General features: G+C 41.0%; 17 protein-coding genes and 2 pseudogenes. 16 read left to right on the top strand and 3 right to left on the bottom strand.

All coding sequences use genetic code 11. The annotated features are described in order from the left end of the window. Positions 1 to 103 precede the first annotated feature (103 nt). The 6 genes from F3D68_RS00435 to rpsJ all read left to right on the top strand — a co-directional run bounded on the left by F3D68_RS00435 (position 104) and on the right by rpsJ (position 6,454). A complete protein-coding gene (locus F3D68_RS00435) occupies positions 104 to 1,543 on the top strand; it encodes a catalase (RefSeq protein ID WP_151192581.1) in 1,440 nt (479 codons plus the stop codon). Positions 1,544 to 1,626: 83 nt separating this feature from the next. Continuing rightward, complete coding sequence (locus F3D68_RS00430) at positions 1,627 to 2,919, top strand: adenylosuccinate synthase (RefSeq protein WP_151192580.1); 1,293 nt, start codon at positions 1,627 to 1,629, stop codon at positions 2,917 to 2,919. A gap of 203 nt (positions 2,920 to 3,122) precedes the next feature. After that, the gene (gene rpsL, locus F3D68_RS00425; RefSeq protein ID WP_119327900.1) at positions 3,123 to 3,497 is read left to right on the top strand and encodes a 30S ribosomal protein S12; all 375 of its coding nucleotides are present in this window, start codon (positions 3,123 to 3,125) and stop codon (positions 3,495 to 3,497) included. A gap of 29 nt (positions 3,498 to 3,526) precedes the next feature. After that, positions 3,527 to 4,000: a 30S ribosomal protein S7 gene (gene rpsG, locus F3D68_RS00420; RefSeq protein WP_117002725.1), complete on the top strand. Its 474-nt coding sequence runs from the start codon at positions 3,527 to 3,529 to the stop codon at positions 3,998 to 4,000. A 15-nt stretch (positions 4,001 to 4,015) separates the two neighbouring features. Next, the gene (fusA, locus tag F3D68_RS00415) at positions 4,016 to 6,112 is read left to right on the top strand and encodes an elongation factor G (RefSeq protein WP_117002727.1); all 2,097 of its coding nucleotides are present in this window, start codon (positions 4,016 to 4,018) and stop codon (positions 6,110 to 6,112) included. A 30-nt stretch (positions 6,113 to 6,142) separates the two neighbouring features. Next, on the top strand, positions 6,143 to 6,454 hold the full coding sequence (gene rpsJ, locus F3D68_RS00410; protein ID WP_117002805.1) for a 30S ribosomal protein S10: 312 nt from the start codon (positions 6,143 to 6,145) through the stop codon (positions 6,452 to 6,454). Positions 6,455 to 6,537: 83 nt separating this feature from the next. Here the strand turns inward: rpsJ and F3D68_RS00405 are convergent. After that, positions 6,538 to 7,050 (bottom strand): annotated as a pseudogene (locus F3D68_RS00405) (outer membrane protein); the annotation flags it as partial. A 273-nt stretch (positions 7,051 to 7,323) separates the two neighbouring features. On the opposite strand from F3D68_RS00405, the gene serC reads away from it, so the two are divergent. Further along, on the top strand, positions 7,324 to 8,373 hold the full coding sequence (serC, locus tag F3D68_RS00400) for a 3-phosphoserine/phosphohydroxythreonine transaminase (RefSeq protein WP_151192578.1): 1,050 nt from the start codon (positions 7,324 to 7,326) through the stop codon (positions 8,371 to 8,373). Here serC and F3D68_RS00395 read toward each other — a convergent pair. Then, positions 8,363 to 8,665, bottom strand: a complete 303-nt coding sequence (locus F3D68_RS00395; protein WP_151192577.1) for a nucleotidyltransferase family protein — start codon at positions 8,663 to 8,665, stop codon at positions 8,363 to 8,365. The two genes, serC and F3D68_RS00395, sit on opposite strands and share 11 nt — an antisense overlap. A 4-nt stretch (positions 8,666 to 8,669) precedes the next feature. Beyond that, positions 8,670 to 9,086 (bottom strand): nucleotidyltransferase substrate binding protein, encoded by a 417-nt coding sequence (locus F3D68_RS00390; RefSeq protein ID WP_151192576.1) that lies wholly within the window; start codon positions 9,084 to 9,086, stop codon positions 8,670 to 8,672. A 117-nt stretch (positions 9,087 to 9,203) separates the two neighbouring features. Between F3D68_RS00390 and cmk the strand changes: the two are divergent. The 9 genes and pseudogenes from cmk to F3D68_RS00350 all read left to right on the top strand — a co-directional run. Continuing rightward, a pseudogene (gene cmk, locus F3D68_RS11350) lies at positions 9,204 to 9,872 on the top strand ((d)CMP kinase); the annotation flags it as partial. 18 nt (positions 9,873 to 9,890) lie between these two features. Continuing rightward, positions 9,891 to 10,901 carry an AGE family epimerase/isomerase gene (locus F3D68_RS11345; protein ID WP_224728193.1) on the top strand — a complete coding sequence of 337 codons (1,011 nt, stop codon included), beginning with the start codon at positions 9,891 to 9,893 and terminating at the stop codon, positions 10,899 to 10,901. Between the two features lie 15 nt (positions 10,902 to 10,916). After that, the gene (locus F3D68_RS00380) at positions 10,917 to 11,489 is read left to right on the top strand and encodes a YqiA/YcfP family alpha/beta fold hydrolase (protein WP_151192574.1); all 573 of its coding nucleotides are present in this window, start codon (positions 10,917 to 10,919) and stop codon (positions 11,487 to 11,489) included. 1 nt (position 11,490) lies between these two features. Continuing rightward, complete coding sequence (locus F3D68_RS00375) at positions 11,491 to 12,684, top strand: beta-ketoacyl-[acyl-carrier-protein] synthase family protein (RefSeq protein ID WP_151192573.1); 1,194 nt, start codon at positions 11,491 to 11,493, stop codon at positions 12,682 to 12,684. Between the two features lie 7 nt (positions 12,685 to 12,691). Continuing rightward, positions 12,692 to 13,147 carry a hypothetical protein gene (locus F3D68_RS00370; RefSeq protein ID WP_151192572.1) on the top strand — a complete coding sequence of 152 codons (456 nt, stop codon included), beginning with the start codon at positions 12,692 to 12,694 and terminating at the stop codon, positions 13,145 to 13,147. Then, positions 13,144 to 13,872 carry a 3-oxoacyl-ACP reductase FabG gene (gene fabG, locus F3D68_RS00365; protein ID WP_151192571.1) on the top strand — a complete coding sequence of 243 codons (729 nt, stop codon included), beginning with the start codon at positions 13,144 to 13,146 and terminating at the stop codon, positions 13,870 to 13,872. Before F3D68_RS00370 ends, fabG begins: the two co-directional genes overlap by 4 nt. Then, positions 13,869 to 15,107 carry a beta-ketoacyl-ACP synthase gene (locus tag F3D68_RS00360; RefSeq protein ID WP_151192570.1) on the top strand — a complete coding sequence of 413 codons (1,239 nt, stop codon included), beginning with the start codon at positions 13,869 to 13,871 and terminating at the stop codon, positions 15,105 to 15,107. Before fabG ends, F3D68_RS00360 begins: the two co-directional genes overlap by 4 nt. Beyond that, complete coding sequence (gene dapF / locus F3D68_RS00355) at positions 15,100 to 15,885, top strand: diaminopimelate epimerase (protein ID WP_151192569.1); 786 nt, start codon at positions 15,100 to 15,102, stop codon at positions 15,883 to 15,885. Before F3D68_RS00360 ends, dapF begins: the two co-directional genes overlap by 8 nt. Beyond that, a complete protein-coding gene (locus F3D68_RS00350; protein WP_151192568.1) occupies positions 15,885 to 16,997 on the top strand; it encodes a succinylglutamate desuccinylase/aspartoacylase family protein in 1,113 nt (370 codons plus the stop codon). The genes dapF and F3D68_RS00350 overlap by 1 nt, the downstream gene beginning before the upstream one ends. Positions 16,998 to 17,076 lie beyond the last annotated feature (79 nt).

Genomic DNA, 17,076 nt, shown 5'->3' with positions numbered 1-17,076 from the left:
AAAAATAAAAATATAATATATTTCTCATAAGAGAGAGGTGGAGATAAGATTGAAAGTATAAAAATTTCAACAAGTTGCATAACCACAATAAGGAGAGTTCAAGATGGACAAGAAGTATTTAACAACCAATAATGGCGCACCGGTGCCCAATGATAATACCAGTATCAGTGCTGGTGAGCGTGGCTCGTTAACCTTTGATAATTTCAGGTTATTTGAGAAGCTTGCGCATTTTAATCGTGAGCGTATTCCTGAGCGTGTTGTACATGCACGTGGCTCTGGTGCCTATGGTGTATTTACTTTGGAAGAAGATTTGTCACATTTAAGCATTGCCGATTTTTTACAGGGCAAGGGTAAACAAACAGAGGTATTTATCCGCTTCTCCACGGTTGGTGGCGGTCAGGATTCAAGTGATTATGCACGTGATCCAAGAGGTACCGCAATTAAGTTTTATACCAAGCAAGGCAATTACGATATCGTCGGTAATAATACACCAGTATTTTTCCTAAGAGATCCCAGTAAATTTCCAGATTTTATCCATTCACAAAAGAAAAACCCACAGACCAACTTACCAGATCCCGCAGCGATGTATGAGTTCTGGTCCAAGAATCCACAATCGTTACATCAAATGACGATTTTAATGTCTGATCGTGGTATTCCTAAGAGCTATCGCCATATGCATATGTTTGGCTCACATACCTTAAGTTTGTATAATGCTAAAGGTCAACGTTTTTGGGTCAAATGGCATTTTAAAACCCAGCAAGGTATAGAGAATCTAACCGATGAAGAAGCGGCTAAAATGCCTGGGTTTGGTGCGCAGAAAGATCTTTTTGATGCTATTGCCAAGGGTGATTTTCCAAAGTGGGATGTCAAAATTCAGGTAATGACAGAACAAGAGGCGCAGAATTATCATATTAATCCATTTGATTTAACCAAAGTCTGGCCACATGCTGATTTCCCATTACAAAAGATTGGTGTGCTTGAGTTAAATCGCAATGTTGATAATTATTTTGCCGAAGTTGAGCAATCAACTTTTGCGCCAAGTAATCTCGTACCTGGTACGGGTGCATCTCCTGATAAAATGTTGCAGGCAAGACTGCTAGCCTATCAAGATGCACATCGATATCGAGTTGGCGTTAACGCGCATCATTTACCTGTTAACGCGCCAAAATGCCCAATGCATAATTATCAACGTGATGGTGCGATGGCAGGCACGGGCTTAGATATCTCGCAAAATAGTGATGTGAACTTTTATCCTAACCAACAAACCAGTGCTCCAACTGAAGCGCCTCAATATCAAGAGCCACCATTAAGAGAATCTGGAGATATTGGTTATTATGATGCGCAAGCTGAGGATAATTACTCACAAGCGGGTGATTTATTCCAATTGATGAGTGAAGCACAGAAGCAGCAGTTAGCACATAATATCGCCGGCGGATTAGTGCATGCGACAAAAGAAGTTCAAGCAATCATGCTCGAGCAATTTAACTTGGCACATCCGGAATATAAGAAGTATGTAGAGGCAGCGCTCATGCAGATACGTTAAACAATAAAACCCAAGCATTTTGTTTGTCAAGCTTATCAAAAATCTTTAACATGCTACTGTAATTAGCAAAGTGAGGAATTTCAGTGAACCATAACATTGTTATCTTAGGTAGCCAGTGGGGTGATGAAGGTAAGGGTAAAGTCGTGGACTTTTTGACAGATAAAGCCGATGCGGTGGTGCGTTTTCAAGGTGGGCATAATGCTGGTCACACCTTGGTGATCAATGGCGAGGTAACTAAGCTTCGTCTTATTCCATCAGGTATTTTACACAAAGGTGTTAAGAGCTTTATTGGTAATGGTGTCGTAGTGTCATTAGAGGCTTTACATGCTGAGATGGATGAACTGTTGGCGCGCAATGTGCCGGTGTCTGAGCGCTTACGTATTAGTGAAGCATGTCCTTTGGTGTTGCCTGTGCATGTCGCTTTGGATGAAGCGCGTGAAGCAGCATTAGGTGAGCATAAAATTGGTACAACAAAGCGTGGCATAGGTCCAGCGTATGAAGATAAGATTGCGCGTCGCGCGATTCGTATTGGCGATTTGGCGCATCCTGAGAAGTTAAAAGCAAAACTTACGAATCTATTAGATCTACATAATTTTACTTTGCAAAACTATTACAAAGTAGATGTCCATTTTGATTTGGAAGAAACCTATGCATCATTGTTGCATTATGCAAAAACGATTTTGCCAATGATTACCGATGTATCTGCGGAATTAAATGCTATTCGTGTGAATAAAGGCAAAATTATCTTTGAAGGTGCGCAAGGAACATTACTTGATATCGATCATGGTACTTACCCCTTTGTAACCTCATCAAATACGATCTCGGGTACGGTTGCCTCAGGAGCGGGCTTTGGTCCATGCTATATTGATGCGGTTGTTGGTATCACAAAAGCCTATACTACGCGTGTAGGAAGTGGTGCTTATCCCACTGAGTTGTTTGATGAAATTGGCGAGCATTTGGGTGTCAAAGGCTGTGAATTTGGGACAGTAACAGGGCGTAAGCGTCGCACAGGTTGGTTGGACTTGGTGGCATTGCGTCGTGCGATTGAGATCAATAGTATCACGTCTATTTGTTTAACAAAGCTTGATGTTTTAGATGGTTTAACAGAGATAAAGGTTTGTGTGGCATATGAATTAGATGGTAAAGAGGTTTCCTATCCGCCGTATGATAATGCCGACTATGTGCGTTGCAAGCCGATTTACAAAACATTAAAAGGCTGGTCCGAAGAGACATTTAAGCAAACAGACTATAACAAATTGCCTCAAGCGGCGCGTGATTATGTGCGCTTTGTTGAGCAAACTTTAAATGTGCCGATTGATATTATTTCAACGGGTCCTGAGCGCAATCAGAATGTGATTGTAAAGAATATTTTCTAATTACGATGGACGTTATCTTGTGATTAATCGTCATGTCGCTGGCGTTTACATTTCAGTTGAGATTGCCATCGCGTCAATGGTTTAAAGTCCGCGATTAAAAACCTAAATCCATTTCTTGCAAAACAGCATGGCTTTTGTATATAATGCCGCGTCTTTTTATATTTATGCAAAGATTAGATGTTTAAAAAACTACGGAGTAAATAATGGCAACTATTAACCAGTTGGTGCGCAATCCGCGCAAAAAAAAGGTTGTAAAAACAAACGTGCCAGCGTTGAAAGCATGTCCGCAAAGACGTGGTGTATGTACGCGTGTTTATACAACAACCCCTAAGAAACCAAACTCAGCGTTAAGAAAAGTAGCGCGTGTGAGATTAACTAGCGGTTTTGAAGTAACGACTTATATTGGTGGTGAAGGTCATAACCTACAAGAGCATAGCGTTATTTTGATTCGCGGTGGTCGTGTAAAAGACTTACCAGGTGTGCGTTATCACACAGTTCGCGGTGCGCTTGATACTTCAGGTGTTAAAGACCGTAAGCAAGGCCGTTCTAAGTACGGTACTAAGCGTCCTAAAGCATAAGTTTAATTTGTATTTGAAGGAAATATAAAATGTCTAGAAGAAATCGAGCACCAAAGCGCGAAGTGTTGCCAGATCCGAAGTTTAAAAGCGAGATCGTTGCAAAATTTATCAATCACATCATGTTATCAGGTAAAAAGTCTGTAGCCGAGAGAATCGTCTATGGTGCTTTTGACCAAATCGAAACTAAAAAATCAGGCGAGAAAGCGACTGAAGTTTTTGAAAAAGCTTTAGAAGCTGTTGCTCCTATGGTTGAAGTTAAGTCACGCCGTGTTGGTGGTGCAACTTACCAAGTTCCTGTTGAAGTTCGTCCAGAGCGTCAAATGACCATGGCAATGCGTTGGATCATTGATGCTTCACGTAAGCGTAAAGAAAAAAGCATGGCATATCGTGTTGCAGCTGAATTAATGGAAGCTGTCGAAGGACGTGGTTCTGCTGTTAAGAAGCGTGAAGATACACACAAAATGGCAGAAGCAAACAAAGCCTTTGCTCATTTCCGTTGGTAAGATTGGAGAAAACTCATGTCACGTGCGACTGAACTTAGAAAATATAGAAATATTGGAATTTGTGCCCACGTAGATGCGGGCAAGACAACAACAACTGAGCGTGTGTTGTTCTATACAGGTGTTTCTCACAAAATTGGTGAGGTACATGATGGTGCCGCAACAATGGACTGGATGGAGCAAGAGCAAGAGCGTGGCATCACGATCACCTCTGCTGCGACCACCGTTTTTTGGCAAGGCATGGACCAACAGTTTGACAAGCATCGCATTAACATCATCGATACCCCAGGACACGTTGACTTCACAATTGAAGTAGAGCGTTCTTTGCGTGTGCTTGATGGTGCTGTGGTTGTATTCTGTGGCTCATCAGGTGTTGAACCACAATCAGAAACTGTATGGCGTCAAGCAAATAAATATCACGTACCGCGTATCGTTTTTGTTAACAAAATGGATAGAGCGGGTGCTAATTTTGAGCGTGTATTAGGTCAGATTAAAACACGTTTAAAAGCAACCGTTGTTCCTATGCAGCTTAATATCGGCGCTGAAGAAGAATTCAAAGGTGTAATTGACCTTGTACGCATGAAAGCAATCATGTGGAATGAAGAAGATAAAGGTTTGACTTACAGCTTAGAAGAAATTCCAGCTGAGCTTCGTGACCACGCTGAAGAGCTTCGTCAAGAAATGGTTGAAGCAGCGGCTGAAGCGAATGAAGAGTTGATGAACAAGTATCTTGAAGGTGAAGAGCTAACCGATGATGAGATTCATGCGGCATTACGTCAGCGTGTGATTAACAACGAAATCGTATTGGCATTCTGTGGTTCTGCGTTTAAGAACAAAGGGGTGCAAGCGGTTCTTGATGGTGTTGTGCGTTATTTGCCAGCGCCTGATGAAGTCCCAGCGATTCGTGGTGAATTAGAAGATGGCACAGAAGCATCACGTAAATCGTCTGATGACGAGCCTTTCTCAGCGTTAGCATTTAAATTGGCAGCAGATCCATTTATTGGTAACTTGACGTTTATCCGTGTTTACTCTGGTGTATTAAAATCAGGTGATGCAGTTTATAACCCAGTTAAAGAGAAAAAAGAGCGTATCGGTCGTATTGTGCAGATGCATGCTAACAAGCGTGAAGAGCTAAAAGAAGTTCGTGCGGGCGATATCGCTGCATGTATCGGCTTAAAGCAAGTCACAACAGGTGACACTTTATGTGATGAAAAGCAAATTATCACACTTGAGCGTATGGACTTCCCAGAGCCAGTTATCTCAGTTGCGGTTGAGCCAAAATCTAAAGCAGACCAAGAGAAGATGTCATTGGCATTGGGTCGTTTAGCGGCAGAAGATCCGTCATTCCGTGTACAAACGGATGAAGAATCAGGTCAAACGATCATCTCTGGTATGGGTGAGCTTCACTTAGAGATTATTGTTGATCGTATGAAGCGTGAGTTTAAAGTAGAGGCTAACGTTGGTAATCCACAAGTAGCTTATCGTGAGACGATCAAACAAACGGTTGATGCGGAAGGTAAATTCGTACGTCAATCAGGTGGTCGTGGTCAATACGGTCACGTATGGGTTAAGCTTGAGCCGCAAGAAATGGGCAAAGGCTTTGAGTTCGTTGATGAAGTTGTCGGTGGTGTTGTTCCTAGAGAATATATCAACGCGGTTGGTAAGGGTATTGAAGAGCAATTGCAAAATGGTGTAATCGCTGGCTACCCAATGATCGACGTTAAAGCGACACTTTATGATGGTTCTTATCATGATGTGGATTCATCTGAGATGGCGTTTAAAATCGCAGGTTCTATGGCGGTTAAGTCAGGTGCGCAAAAAGCATCTCCTGTGATCCTTGAGCCTTTGATGAAGGTTGAAGTAGTTACGCCTGAAGAGTACATGGGTGATGTTATTGGTGACTTAAACCGTCGTCGTGGCATGATCTCTGGTATGGATGAAAACCCAAGTGGTAAAGTAGTGAATGCATTGGTGCCATTGGCAGAAATGTTTGGTTATGCAACTAACGTACGTTCAATTTCTCAAGGACGTGCATCATTCTCTATGGAGTTTGAGAAGTATGCAGAAGTACCAAACAACATTGCAGAAGACATCATTAAAAAGCGTAACTCATAATTAGAAGGTTTGAATAAAATGGCAACAAATATTAGTAACCAACGCATTCGCATCCGCTTGAAAGCGTTTGACCATAAATTAATAGATCTTTCAACAAAAGAGATCGTTGAGACAGCGAAAAGAACTGGCGCACAAGTAAAAGGTCCTATCCCTTTACCAGTACGCAAAGAGCGTTTCACTGTATTGATTTCTCCACACGTTAACAAAGATGCGCGTGATCAATATGAGATCAGAACGCATAAGCGTTTGATCGACATCGTTGAGCCAACTGAAAAAACAGTTGATGCCTTAATGAAGCTTGATCTCGCTGCTGGTGTTGATGTGCAAATTAGCTTAAGCTAAGACCATTATCTAAGCCGCTTTAAAAGAGTGGCAATTCTTGAAAGCGACCTAGTGTCGCTTTTTTTATATCTGGGGCTGAGCAATTACATTGGTAATGTATAGCTGATATAGGCGCTTAAGCTCGCGCTTGCCATCACTTTAACATCGCTATTATGGAGCGAGTCACCAGAGCGTATTTTTGCGGTTGAGCCAAATAAGTAACTAAACTGTCCACCAATATTAATCCCATTTTGAAATTTATAACCAGCACCTGCAACAATGGTTGGTAGAAAGTCAGAGTTACTCCTGTCAACATTAGGTGCGAAATAGGCACCCATATTGGTGATATCTTGATGGACGTAAGTTGCACCACCTTTAACAAAAACATTAACGCCATTAGTGAATGTATATTTGCCGGCGACAAGAAGTGGAATATACCATTGATTGAGCATTGATTTGTCTGAACCGTCGGCTTTGAGTGACGCTAGATCATAGCCATAACCAAAGCCAGACTCCAAACCTACGCTAATATGTTGATTTAAAGCAAGGTCATAACCGATCATGACACTGCTTATTGGTCCGCCTTCTGTTTTGGTGGTATTGCTGGTAATGCCGCTTGAATCATAGCTGGCAGTCTAAGCAGCGCCTGCTGATGCACCAATAACAAGACCTGTTTGGGCGCTCTGAGCAAAAACGGATGTTGATAATAGGCATAATGCCGTGAGGCTTAATATTTTTTTCATAGATACTTTCCTTTGGTGAATTACTCAAGGTGAGTATAACCTTTAACAGTTGGTAAATGGAATAGAAAGATGCTTCAATAAACACTGCAAAATAAGGTGCGAGTAATATATAATTTTCAGCAATTTTAATGCACCAATTCACATAAAATGTATCAACTTAATTTTTGCGCAGGTCCTGCGAGTTTGCCAGAGTCTATTTATCAAGCGTTGAGCCAAATGGTTTTAAACTACCACGATACCGGTTTATCGCTGTTGTCCTTGTCGCATCGTGATCAGTTGTTTGCTGAGATCAATAATAAGATTAAGCGGCATTTGCGTACTTTGTTAGCGTTGCCTGAGAGTTATGAAATACTGCTCATGCCAGCAGGAGCTAGTGCGCAGTTTGCCGCTGTTCCAATGAACCTTAAGCAAAATGGCAGGGCGCTATATATCAATAGTGGTTACTGGGCAGCTGCAGCAATTAAAGAGGCAAAAAAATTTATTGAAGTCGATCCGATTGAGGGTGTAGATAATGTCATTGATCATATTGTAGATGGCTATGATTATATTCATTACACAGAAAATGAGACCATTGATGGCGTGATATGGCAAAAGATTCCTGAGACTAATCTGCCGTTGGTTTGTGATATGTCTTCAAGTTTTTTATCAAAGCCCATCGATGTCGCAAAATATGATGTGATTTATGCTGGAGCGCAGAAAAACATTGGTTTGCCGGGTGTGACGGTTGTTTTAATTAAAAAAGCATTGATTGAAAATATCAAGCAAAAGGCGATTCCGGCTGTGTTAAGCTATCAGGCAATGCAGCAGGCGGATTCTTTGTATAATACGCCAGATATGTTTGCTTGGGCAGCAATGGAGCTGGTACTTGCTGATTTAATCAAACAAGGCGGGTTAGATGTTGTTACTGAGAAGAATGCGCGTAAAGCTGCGCTACTTTATGAGACAATTGATCAATCAAAACTATTTAGCAATAATGTTTCGCTGCATAATCGCTCACCCATGAATATTGTATTTCAACTACCAAGCGATGATTTAACGGCTAAATTTCTAAGCTTTGCCGATAGCCAAGGTGTTTATGGCATTGCCGGGCATCGCAGTGTCGGTGGTGTGCGTGTCAGCTTATATAATGCAATTGAGCTTAAGGCTGTAGAGCAGCTTGTTTCAGTGATGTGTGAATTTGAAACGCTTAACGTGTAAATAGTGTAATACCATGGCGATCAATATGTGACTTAAGCTCAGGGTTGGTTAATTGTGTATAAATCGATAGATCAAACAAATAAGGCAGGAAAAGCGCATCAATAGCTTCTTCAAGTTGAAATAAATCCTTCACTGTTAGATCATCTCCAACAAGTGTCAGATCAATATCAGAACCAGTGTGATAGTTTCCCTTGGCGCGTGAGCCATACAAAATAGCTTTTGTAATCTTTGGCTGCTGACTTATCGCGTGGGTAATTGCAGCAAGCGTTTTATCCGTTAATCCGTAAGGCATGTTGCTACTCTTTTGCTGTTAGGTTTTTTAATGTTTCGGCAAGCTCAGTAAAGCAGCTGATATATTCATTTAAGATCAATGTAGCAATTTCTTCGACCGTGCTTTCATCATAAGTGTGAGAGGTTAAATTGCGACTTTTAATCATTTGCATCCAAATATCACCCTTGTCAATTAAGCCATTGGTAAATGCTTGCCTTGTTGCATCTTTTGATCCGAAAATATCTTCGGTACTGCCGCGATGTTTAAGAAAGTCTTTTAATGTTTTCCAAGCGAGTTCATGGGTATATTCAAAGGCTTGAATAAGACCTTGCTTTTCAAGTAATGACAAAGGTCTTTGATGTGCTAGCTTGACGGCACTTTGTAATTGCGAGAGTGCTTTTTGATAATTGTCAAAGCGTTGCAGCCAGCGAATATCTGTCATTATTATATTCCTAGTTAAGTTGAAAGTGCTTATAAGGGGTATTATAGATTGGTTTCTGAAACAATAGATAGTAGAATTGGGCAAAGACTCGCGTATCGCGCTTAGGATTTATTTTAGATGTCAAATAAAGTTGAAATTATTACCATTGATGGTCCAAGTGGCGTCGGCAAGGGGACGTTATCACGCCTATTAGCACAGAAGCTTGATTATGCATTGTTGGATAGTGGTGCGATTTACCGCTTGGCAGCACTTTATGTGCTTGATCATGGGATTGATATAAGTAATGAGCATTTGCTGTATGATGAACTGAGGCAATTAAATATTCACTTTGCCGTTGAGGGCAATCAAACAAAAGCTTTTTTAGATGGCGTGGATGTCACTATGCGTATTCGTCAAGAACAAACGGGGATGATGGCATCAAAGATTGCCAAGATCTCAATAGTGCGCGATGCATTACTGGCTTGTCAGCAGGCTTTTGCTCAAGGTGTTAGAGGTCTAGTTGCCGATGGACGCGATATGGGGACGGTGGTTTTTCCCAACGCAAGACACAAATTCTTCTTAGAAGCTGATAGTAAAATTCGCGCCCAAAGGCGCTATGATGAGCTTATCGCTAAAGGTCAAAAAGCCGACTTTACAGAGATATTAACGCAACTTGAAGCACGTGATCATCAGGATCGCAATCGTGAAGTGGCGCCATTGAGACCTGCTGAAGATGCATTGATTATTGATACGAGCTCGTTGAATATTGATGGAGTTTTTGCTAAGGTTTATGCGGCAGTTAAGGTTAAAAATCATAACGAACAGATGACAGCTGCTATTGATGCCTATTATCAGTTGTTGATAAAAGCGATTGATCAGTTGGGGTATGCGCCTGAGTTTTTAAATGCCCCACAAAAAATAGATCAGGCTAATACACGCTTATTATGTCAAACACGTAGTTTATTCTTTCTATTGACCTATGGTGAGTTAACAAATACGCAAGCTGCTAACGCGTATGCCTATAAACTATATCAAGTGATGAAATCGCAATATTTCAATGAGCACAGCAAAGTTTGGATTAAAACGCAAAGCTCAAAAAATGACAATGATCTGTATGAGTATGCTTTTGTCTTGTTTTCCTTGTCAGTGCTATATAGCACGTTTAAAGAGCAAGTGATTAGCGAGGGCATCGAGCATGTTAATAAGCTAATCACGCAAAAGTTTATTGCAGACGATTTCAAAGCGCTCAAAGATCAACGTGGTGTCATTGGACAAAATTCATTAATGCATCTCTTTGAAGCGTATTTAGGCGCATACCGCCACACTCAAAATCCAAGTTTTAAAACCCTCGCTGAAGCGTTATATCAGAAGATTATTGCACTATTTTTTGACCATGAAAGAAGCTTGATGCGCGAATATTCTAGAGAAGATAAAAGCGCACTATTTGAGCCAGGGCATAGCTTTGAGTGGAGTAGTTTGATTGTTGAGGCACAAGCGTTGGGCGTTGATGTTGATATAATGAGTGATCATGTTGGCTTATATCAAGCGGCGACTAAAGTTGGCATAAATGATTGTGGGTTTATTAGGCCCAATTTAAATGATGCGTCTAAAGATACACAATATCGCATTTGGCCAATGTTGGAGTATATGCGTTATTTGGCAATGACAGCAAATTATGAGCGCTTAGATAATGCCTTGAATATTTTTTCAACGGTATTTCTTAAGCATAATTTACCGATTGAATATGTTGATAGTGAAGGTGCTGTAGGCTTTGATGATGTTAAATCAACAACAGGCTATCATTTGATTAACTGTTGGCAATATATGTTGCGATAAAAAGAGGGTGGATGGATGACAAATAATTATTTTCTCTACTTACATGGCTTTCAAGGCTCACCTAACTCGCCCAAAGCACAAAAGCTTAAAGCTTGGCTAAATGATCAATTTCCAGAAGCATCGATCGATGCACCTGAGTTACCGATGCAAACAAAAGCTGCACTTGATCTCACTCATAAGCTGCTCGATGACGCAAAGGCTGATAATAAAGTAATTATTGGTAGTTCATTGGGTGGTTATATGGCGCACTTATTGAAGCAAACGCGTGATGATGTTATTAAGGTGATTTTGATTAACCCAGCGGCACGCTTAGATTTAATCGCGCAAATGCCTGCGTATAACCATATGCATGATGAAGCGATGGCATTATTTAATGCAATGCCAAAGCAATTATCCTCATTGTCAGATTATCTACTGTTGTTACAAGAAGATGATCAAACGACCCCAATAAATTTGGCGCTAGAAGCCTTTAACGGTGCGCAGATCGATCTTAAATCTGGTCAAGGGCATGCCTATAGTGATATAGAGGTAAGCTTTGATGCAATCCGTCAGTTTCTTACAGTTCATTCAACGGTGTGTGATTCATAAAATGCGGGATCCTATTTATATCAATGATTTTGCCGTGTTAAATGCGCTTGGTAATAATAAACAAGAAGTCGCTAAAGCACTGTTGACGAATGTTTCGCCATTGGTGCCATATGATAAGCTTTTTAGTCGGCGGCAAACTTATGTTGGCAAGGTAAATTGTCAATTAAACGCATTGCCTAGTCAGTATCAGGCAATTGATTGCCATAATAACCGGATGTTGTTTAAGGCATTTCAAGAAATTAAGCCTGTGTATGATGCGTTAGCAAAGAAAACGGATCGACATAGGATAGGCGTTATTTTAGGCACAAGTACCTCGGGCATTTTAGAGGGTGAGAAGTCATTTACGCATTATATGCAAACAGGAGAAATGCTTGCTAATTTTCATTATCACCAGCAAGAATTTGGCACAATGGCAGAGCTTATTGCTGAGCTTGCTGAGGCTAAAGGCCCTTGTTATGTAATCTCAACAGCATGCTCTTCAAGTGGCAAGGCCTTTCTCTCGGCAAAGCGTTTAATCAATTCAGGATTATGTGATATCTGTATTGTTGGCGGGGCAGATAGTTTATCTGAATTGCCGCTTAATGGTTTTGATGCTTTAGACTCCGTGGCAAAAGGCATTTGCCAACCCTTTGGGCAAGATCGTGATGGCATTAATATTGGCGAAGGTGCCGCGTTATTTGTGTTAAGCAAAACCCCAGCTGATTTAGTACTTTTAGGCGGAGGGGAAGCTTCCGATGCTTACCATATTACTTCTCCCGATCCTGAAGGATTAGGGGCAAAACAAGCAATGTTAAACGCACTAAAAAATGCCAATCTTAATCCAGATGATATTGCCTATGTCAATGCGCATGGTACGGCAACGCCAAAAAATGATCAGATGGAGAGTAAGGCCATTTTTGAAGTGTTTGGTAAAAATGTCTTATGTAGTTCAACAAAACCTTTAACTGGGCATACATTAGGTGCGGCAAGTGCGACTGAGTTAGCACTTTGTGCACTATTATTATCTAAAGAGTACAACCCAAATCATAGATTGCCTGCACAAATCAGCACGGCTAAGTTGGATCGTGAGTTAGCAGAGATTAAATTAACCAACGAAGAGAGTGTTTGGCAAAAGCCTTGTTTTTTAAGTAACTCATTTGCATTTGGTGGTAATAATGTCAGCTTGATTATTGCTAGAGCTAATAAAGGAAGCTAAGTTTATTATGTATGACTTAAATGAAATTATTCCACAATCACCACCGATGCAGTTGATTGATTCCTTGCAGGAGGTTGATCAAGAAAAGGCGGTTTGTCTTGCCAGAATTACGCCCGAGCATATTTTTTATGATGCTGAGATTAAAGGTGTATATGCTTGGGTGGGCATTGAGATGATGGCGCAAGCTTCGGCTGTGTTAGCTTATTTCCAGGGCGATGAAAGTGATCACGCACCAAGGCGTGGGTTTATGATTAGCGTGCGTAATTTTAAAGCGACGCGTGCAAGCTTTGATGAAGGCGATGTATTAACGGTTGTGGTGCATAAAGAGTTTATAAGTGATCCACTGGGGGTGTTTATGTGTGAGATTCATCATCAGGATCAATGTGTTGCACAAGCAAAATTTAGCGCCTATCAGCCAAGTGATAAAGAGTTTACAGAAATTATTCAGGGGAAAGTATTTTGAGTAAAAGAGCATTAGTGACAGGGGCAAGCAAAGGGATTGGGCAAGGGGCTGCAATCATGCTGGCGCAATCTGGCTTTGAGGTTGTAGTTCATTATCACAGCGATGTTGAAGGTGCTCATCAAACCAAGCATGTGATTGAGGCAAATGGTGGCAAGGCATCACTGATTCAATTTGACCTACAAGATAGAGCGGCGTGTCATGAAAAATTAAACACTGAAATTGCGCAAAATGGCGCATTTTATACAGTTGTGAATAATGCAGGAATTTGTCAGGATGCGCCATTTCCAGCAATGGAAGATGCCATGTGGGATCGCGTGATTCAAACCAATTTGGATGGCTTTTATAATGTGCTTAAGCCTTGTGTGATGCCGATGATTCAGCTAAGAAAAGGTGGGCGCATTGTCACATTAGCCTCTGTTTCAGGAGTTGCAGGCAATAAAGGGCAAGTCAATTACAGTGCGGCAAAATCAGGTATTATTGGCGCGACAAAAGCCTTGGCGCTTGAGCTTGCTAAACGTAAAATTACCGTTAATTGCGTAGCCCCTGGCTTAATTGAAACAGATATGATTAAAGATTTAGAGTATAAAGACGAGATTGAAAAGCATATTCCAATGCGTCGGGCAGGTAAGGTTGAAGAAGTTGCGTCAGTGATTAATTTTTTATGTTCTGATGCAGCAAGTTATATCACGCGTCAAGTAATATCAGTTAATGGTGGCTTGATATGAATAAGCGCGTTGTCATTACTGGAATGGCTGGTATTACTGCATTAGGCAATGACTGGCATACGATTAAATCGGCATTGCTTCAAGGCAAAACGGCTACAAAAAAAATTAACGCATGGCAAGAAATCAAAGGCTTACATACCAACTTAGGCGCACCGATTACTGATTTTGAGATGCCGGCACACTATACCCGCAAACAAACCCGCTCAATGGGGCGTGTTGCTCAGCTAGCAACTGTTGCCAGTGAGAATGCCTTGAAAGATGCGGCAATTTTTGATCATAAAGCGCTACTTGAAAGTGGCAATGTTGGCATCGCTTTTGGCTCGTGCTCAGGTAGCACACAAGCTTTGTGTGATCTGATTAAAATTGAGACTGAAAAAACCGTTCAAAATGTCAGTGCGACGACTTATGTAAAATCAATGAGTCATACTTGTGCGGTTAATATTGCGCTTATTTTTGGTTTAACGGGGCGCGTGATCCCGACATCAAGTGCATGCACTTCAAGCTCACAAGCAATAGGTTATGCCTATGAAGCGATTAAGCATGGTTATCAAAAAATCATGTTGGCAGGGGGTGCTGAGGAATTATGCCCAAGTCAAGTGACGATTTTTGATACTTTGTTTGCTACAAGTCAGCAAAATGATAAACCGCAGATGACACCAAGACCTTTCGATCAAGCACGTGACGGCTTAGTGATTGGTGAAGGCGCATGTACGTTAATCTTAGAGGAGTATGAGCACGCCAAGGCGAGAGGTGCCAATATTTATGCCGAGATTATCGGCTTTGGCACAAACTGTGACGCAAGACATATCACACAACCCACGGCACAAAAAATGGTAGAGGCTTTGAAGCTTGCGATGGCAGATGCTAAGGTTAATGCCGATGATATCGGTTATATTTGCGCTCATGGTACGGCAACTGATCGCGGTGATATCGCTGAAAGTGAGGCGACTTTTACCTTGTTTGGCGCTAAAACGCCTATCAGTTCACTAAAGGGTAATTTTGGTCATACATTAGGTGCTTGTGGCGCACTTGAGTCATGGTTATCGATTATGATGATGAAAGAAGGTGAATTTATGCCAACGGCAAATTTGCAAAAGGTCGATGAGTCTTGCGCCGATCTTAACTACATTATTGGGAATCCAAAAAAACTTAAAACAAAAATCGTTATGAGTAATAATTTTGCTTTTGGTGGTATTAATACCTCGTTGATTTTTAAGGATTATTACAATGAGTAAACCATTGCTGTTTAAAAAAATGTGTGCGTTAGGCAATGACTTTGTTGTTATTGATGAACGCAAAAAACCACGTAATTGGCAAGCGCGTCAAGTGCAGCAAATCTGTCATCGGCGTTTTGGTGTCGGCGCCGATCAGCTATTGTTGATTAGGAAATCTGGCAAAGCTGATGCCAGTATGCATATCTATAATCAAGATGGTTCTAAAGCCAAGCAATGTGGTAATGGCTTGCGTGCAGTGGCAAGTTTACTGCTCACGGAAAAAGCAAGCTCAGAAGTCAATATTGAGGTCGGAGGTTTTGTTCACCGTTGTCGCTTGGTTGCGCATGATTGGATTGAGGTGGCTTTTCCTTTACCTGTAGTTAATGAGAGTCAAAAAAGACTGATGGGTGACTCGGGCTTTGATCACGCACTAGAGGTTGATGTGGGTAATCCACACTTGGTATTGTTTCGCTCGCAGCATACTGAGTTAAAAGATTTTGATGATCTGGGTAGAGCACTGCAAACGCAATACGCTGGCGGTATTAATGTACACGCATTAAAGCAGTTATCCAAAGATCGTATTTATTTAGATCATTGGGAGCGCGGCACGGGAATCACACCTTCTTGTGGCAGTGGCAGTATTGCCAGTGTGTATGCTGGTGTTTCATTGGGGCTTTTAAAGCCTAACGTAGTAGTGGAAAATGCCATCAGTAACTTAACTGTTGAATGCACGCCGGAAGAAGTACGATTAAGTGGCGTGGTGAGATTGATTTTTAATGGTCAAATAGAAGTAGCATAATGATAAATATAAGAGAAATTCCTTTTAGAACAACGATCTCAGGCTTAACACATAGCATTAGTGTGATTGAATATAAGCACCCAAAAGCCAAAGCGAATATCTATATGCAGGCGGCATTGCATGCCGCTGAGAGCAATGGCATTGCATTGATTTATTTATTGCGTGAGTACCTAGAAACGCATGATTTCCCATACAATGTGACATTGGTGCCGTTCGCCAATCCTTTTGCCATGGATATTAAAATTGGTGAGTATACCTATGGACGTTTTGATGCTAAAACTGGTGAGAACTGGAATCGCGGATTTAAAAATTTGCTTACGGCACATGCCGATTTAGAGAAGATTGATCTTGATGCGCTTGTTAAAAAGTATCGAAACCAAGGCTTTGATACGCTATGTCATGAGTTTTCAGAGCTTCTGAGAGCGCGCTTAGCGGTGAGTTTGCAAAATGATACAGCGCCTCATGAGAAGCTTGCCAACGTTCTGCATGATTTGGCATTAGCTGCTGATTATAGTTTTGATTTACATTGTGACTCGATTTCAGCACCGTATATTTATGCGCCAAGTTATTTGCATTCAGAGCGTCTAAAACACTTTAATAGTAATGCATTTATTCTGACACCGAATGAGCCTAGTGGTTGCTTTAACCAAGCTATATTTTATCCGTGGTGGCAATTAACTGATTGTTGGAATCGCATTACAGGAGATAGTAAAACACCACCAAAACATGCGTTTACCTATGAAATGGGCAATAAGGAAAGTTTTGATCTTAAGAATGCTAAGCACTTATTGGAAGGTGTTCTTGAGTATATTAATAATCCAGCAAATGTGAAAAATACCAGTAGCAAATATGCTTGTTATGAGCAGGATTTCTCACGTGTTAGAGCCCCTATTGGTGGCATGGTTAATTATCAGGATAATTTATTGGGTTCACTACAAAAGCCGAATACACCATTGGCAACGATTTATGATAAAAATAGTATTATAGGGATTAGTAAGCCGCAGGTTTTAAGTGTACCGCATGAGGCTTTACTGCTAACACGCACTTCTTCGGCAACCGTGCATGAAGGCGATGAGGTATTAAAAGTAATGACGAATTGTTTTAATATTTAAGTGTTTGAAACTTATGCGAAATCAACTATACTTGCCGTTAAAATAACGGGTCGTATTTAGATTTTATCAGCAGGTGAAT

It is taken from the genome of Cysteiniphilum sp. JM-1 (assembly GCF_008711525.1).
Classification (GTDB): domain Bacteria; phylum Pseudomonadota; class Gammaproteobacteria; order Francisellales; family Francisellaceae; genus Caedibacter.
This window is presented reverse-complemented; position numbering and strand designations above follow the sequence as displayed.

Coding starts and splice junctions, on each gene's coding strand:
- F3D68_RS00435 (WP_151192581.1), top strand. CDS start 104: ATGGACAAGAAGTATTTAACAACCAATAATGGCGCACCGGTGCCCAAT.
- rpsL (WP_119327900.1), top strand. CDS start 3,123: ATGGCAACTATTAACCAGTTGGTGCGCAATCCGCGCAAAAAAAAGGTT.
- rpsG (WP_117002725.1), top strand. CDS start 3,527: ATGTCTAGAAGAAATCGAGCACCAAAGCGCGAAGTGTTGCCAGATCCG.
- fusA (WP_117002727.1), top strand. CDS start 4,016: ATGTCACGTGCGACTGAACTTAGAAAATATAGAAATATTGGAATTTGT.
- serC (WP_151192578.1), top strand. CDS start 7,324: ATGTATCAACTTAATTTTTGCGCAGGTCCTGCGAGTTTGCCAGAGTCT.
- F3D68_RS00395 (WP_151192577.1), bottom strand. CDS start 8,665: ATGCCTTACGGATTAACGGATAAAACGCTTGCTGCAATTACCCACGCG.
- F3D68_RS00390 (WP_151192576.1), bottom strand. CDS start 9,086: ATGACAGATATTCGCTGGCTGCAACGCTTTGACAATTATCAAAAAGCA.
- F3D68_RS11345 (WP_224728193.1), top strand. CDS start 9,891: ATGACAGCTGCTATTGATGCCTATTATCAGTTGTTGATAAAAGCGATT.
- F3D68_RS00380 (WP_151192574.1), top strand. CDS start 10,917: ATGACAAATAATTATTTTCTCTACTTACATGGCTTTCAAGGCTCACCT.
- F3D68_RS00375 (WP_151192573.1), top strand. CDS start 11,491: ATGCGGGATCCTATTTATATCAATGATTTTGCCGTGTTAAATGCGCTT.
- F3D68_RS00370 (WP_151192572.1), top strand. CDS start 12,692: ATGTATGACTTAAATGAAATTATTCCACAATCACCACCGATGCAGTTG.
- F3D68_RS00360 (WP_151192570.1), top strand. CDS start 13,869: ATGAATAAGCGCGTTGTCATTACTGGAATGGCTGGTATTACTGCATTA.
- dapF (WP_151192569.1), top strand. CDS start 15,100: ATGAGTAAACCATTGCTGTTTAAAAAAATGTGTGCGTTAGGCAATGAC.
- F3D68_RS00350 (WP_151192568.1), top strand. CDS start 15,885: ATGATAAATATAAGAGAAATTCCTTTTAGAACAACGATCTCAGGCTTA.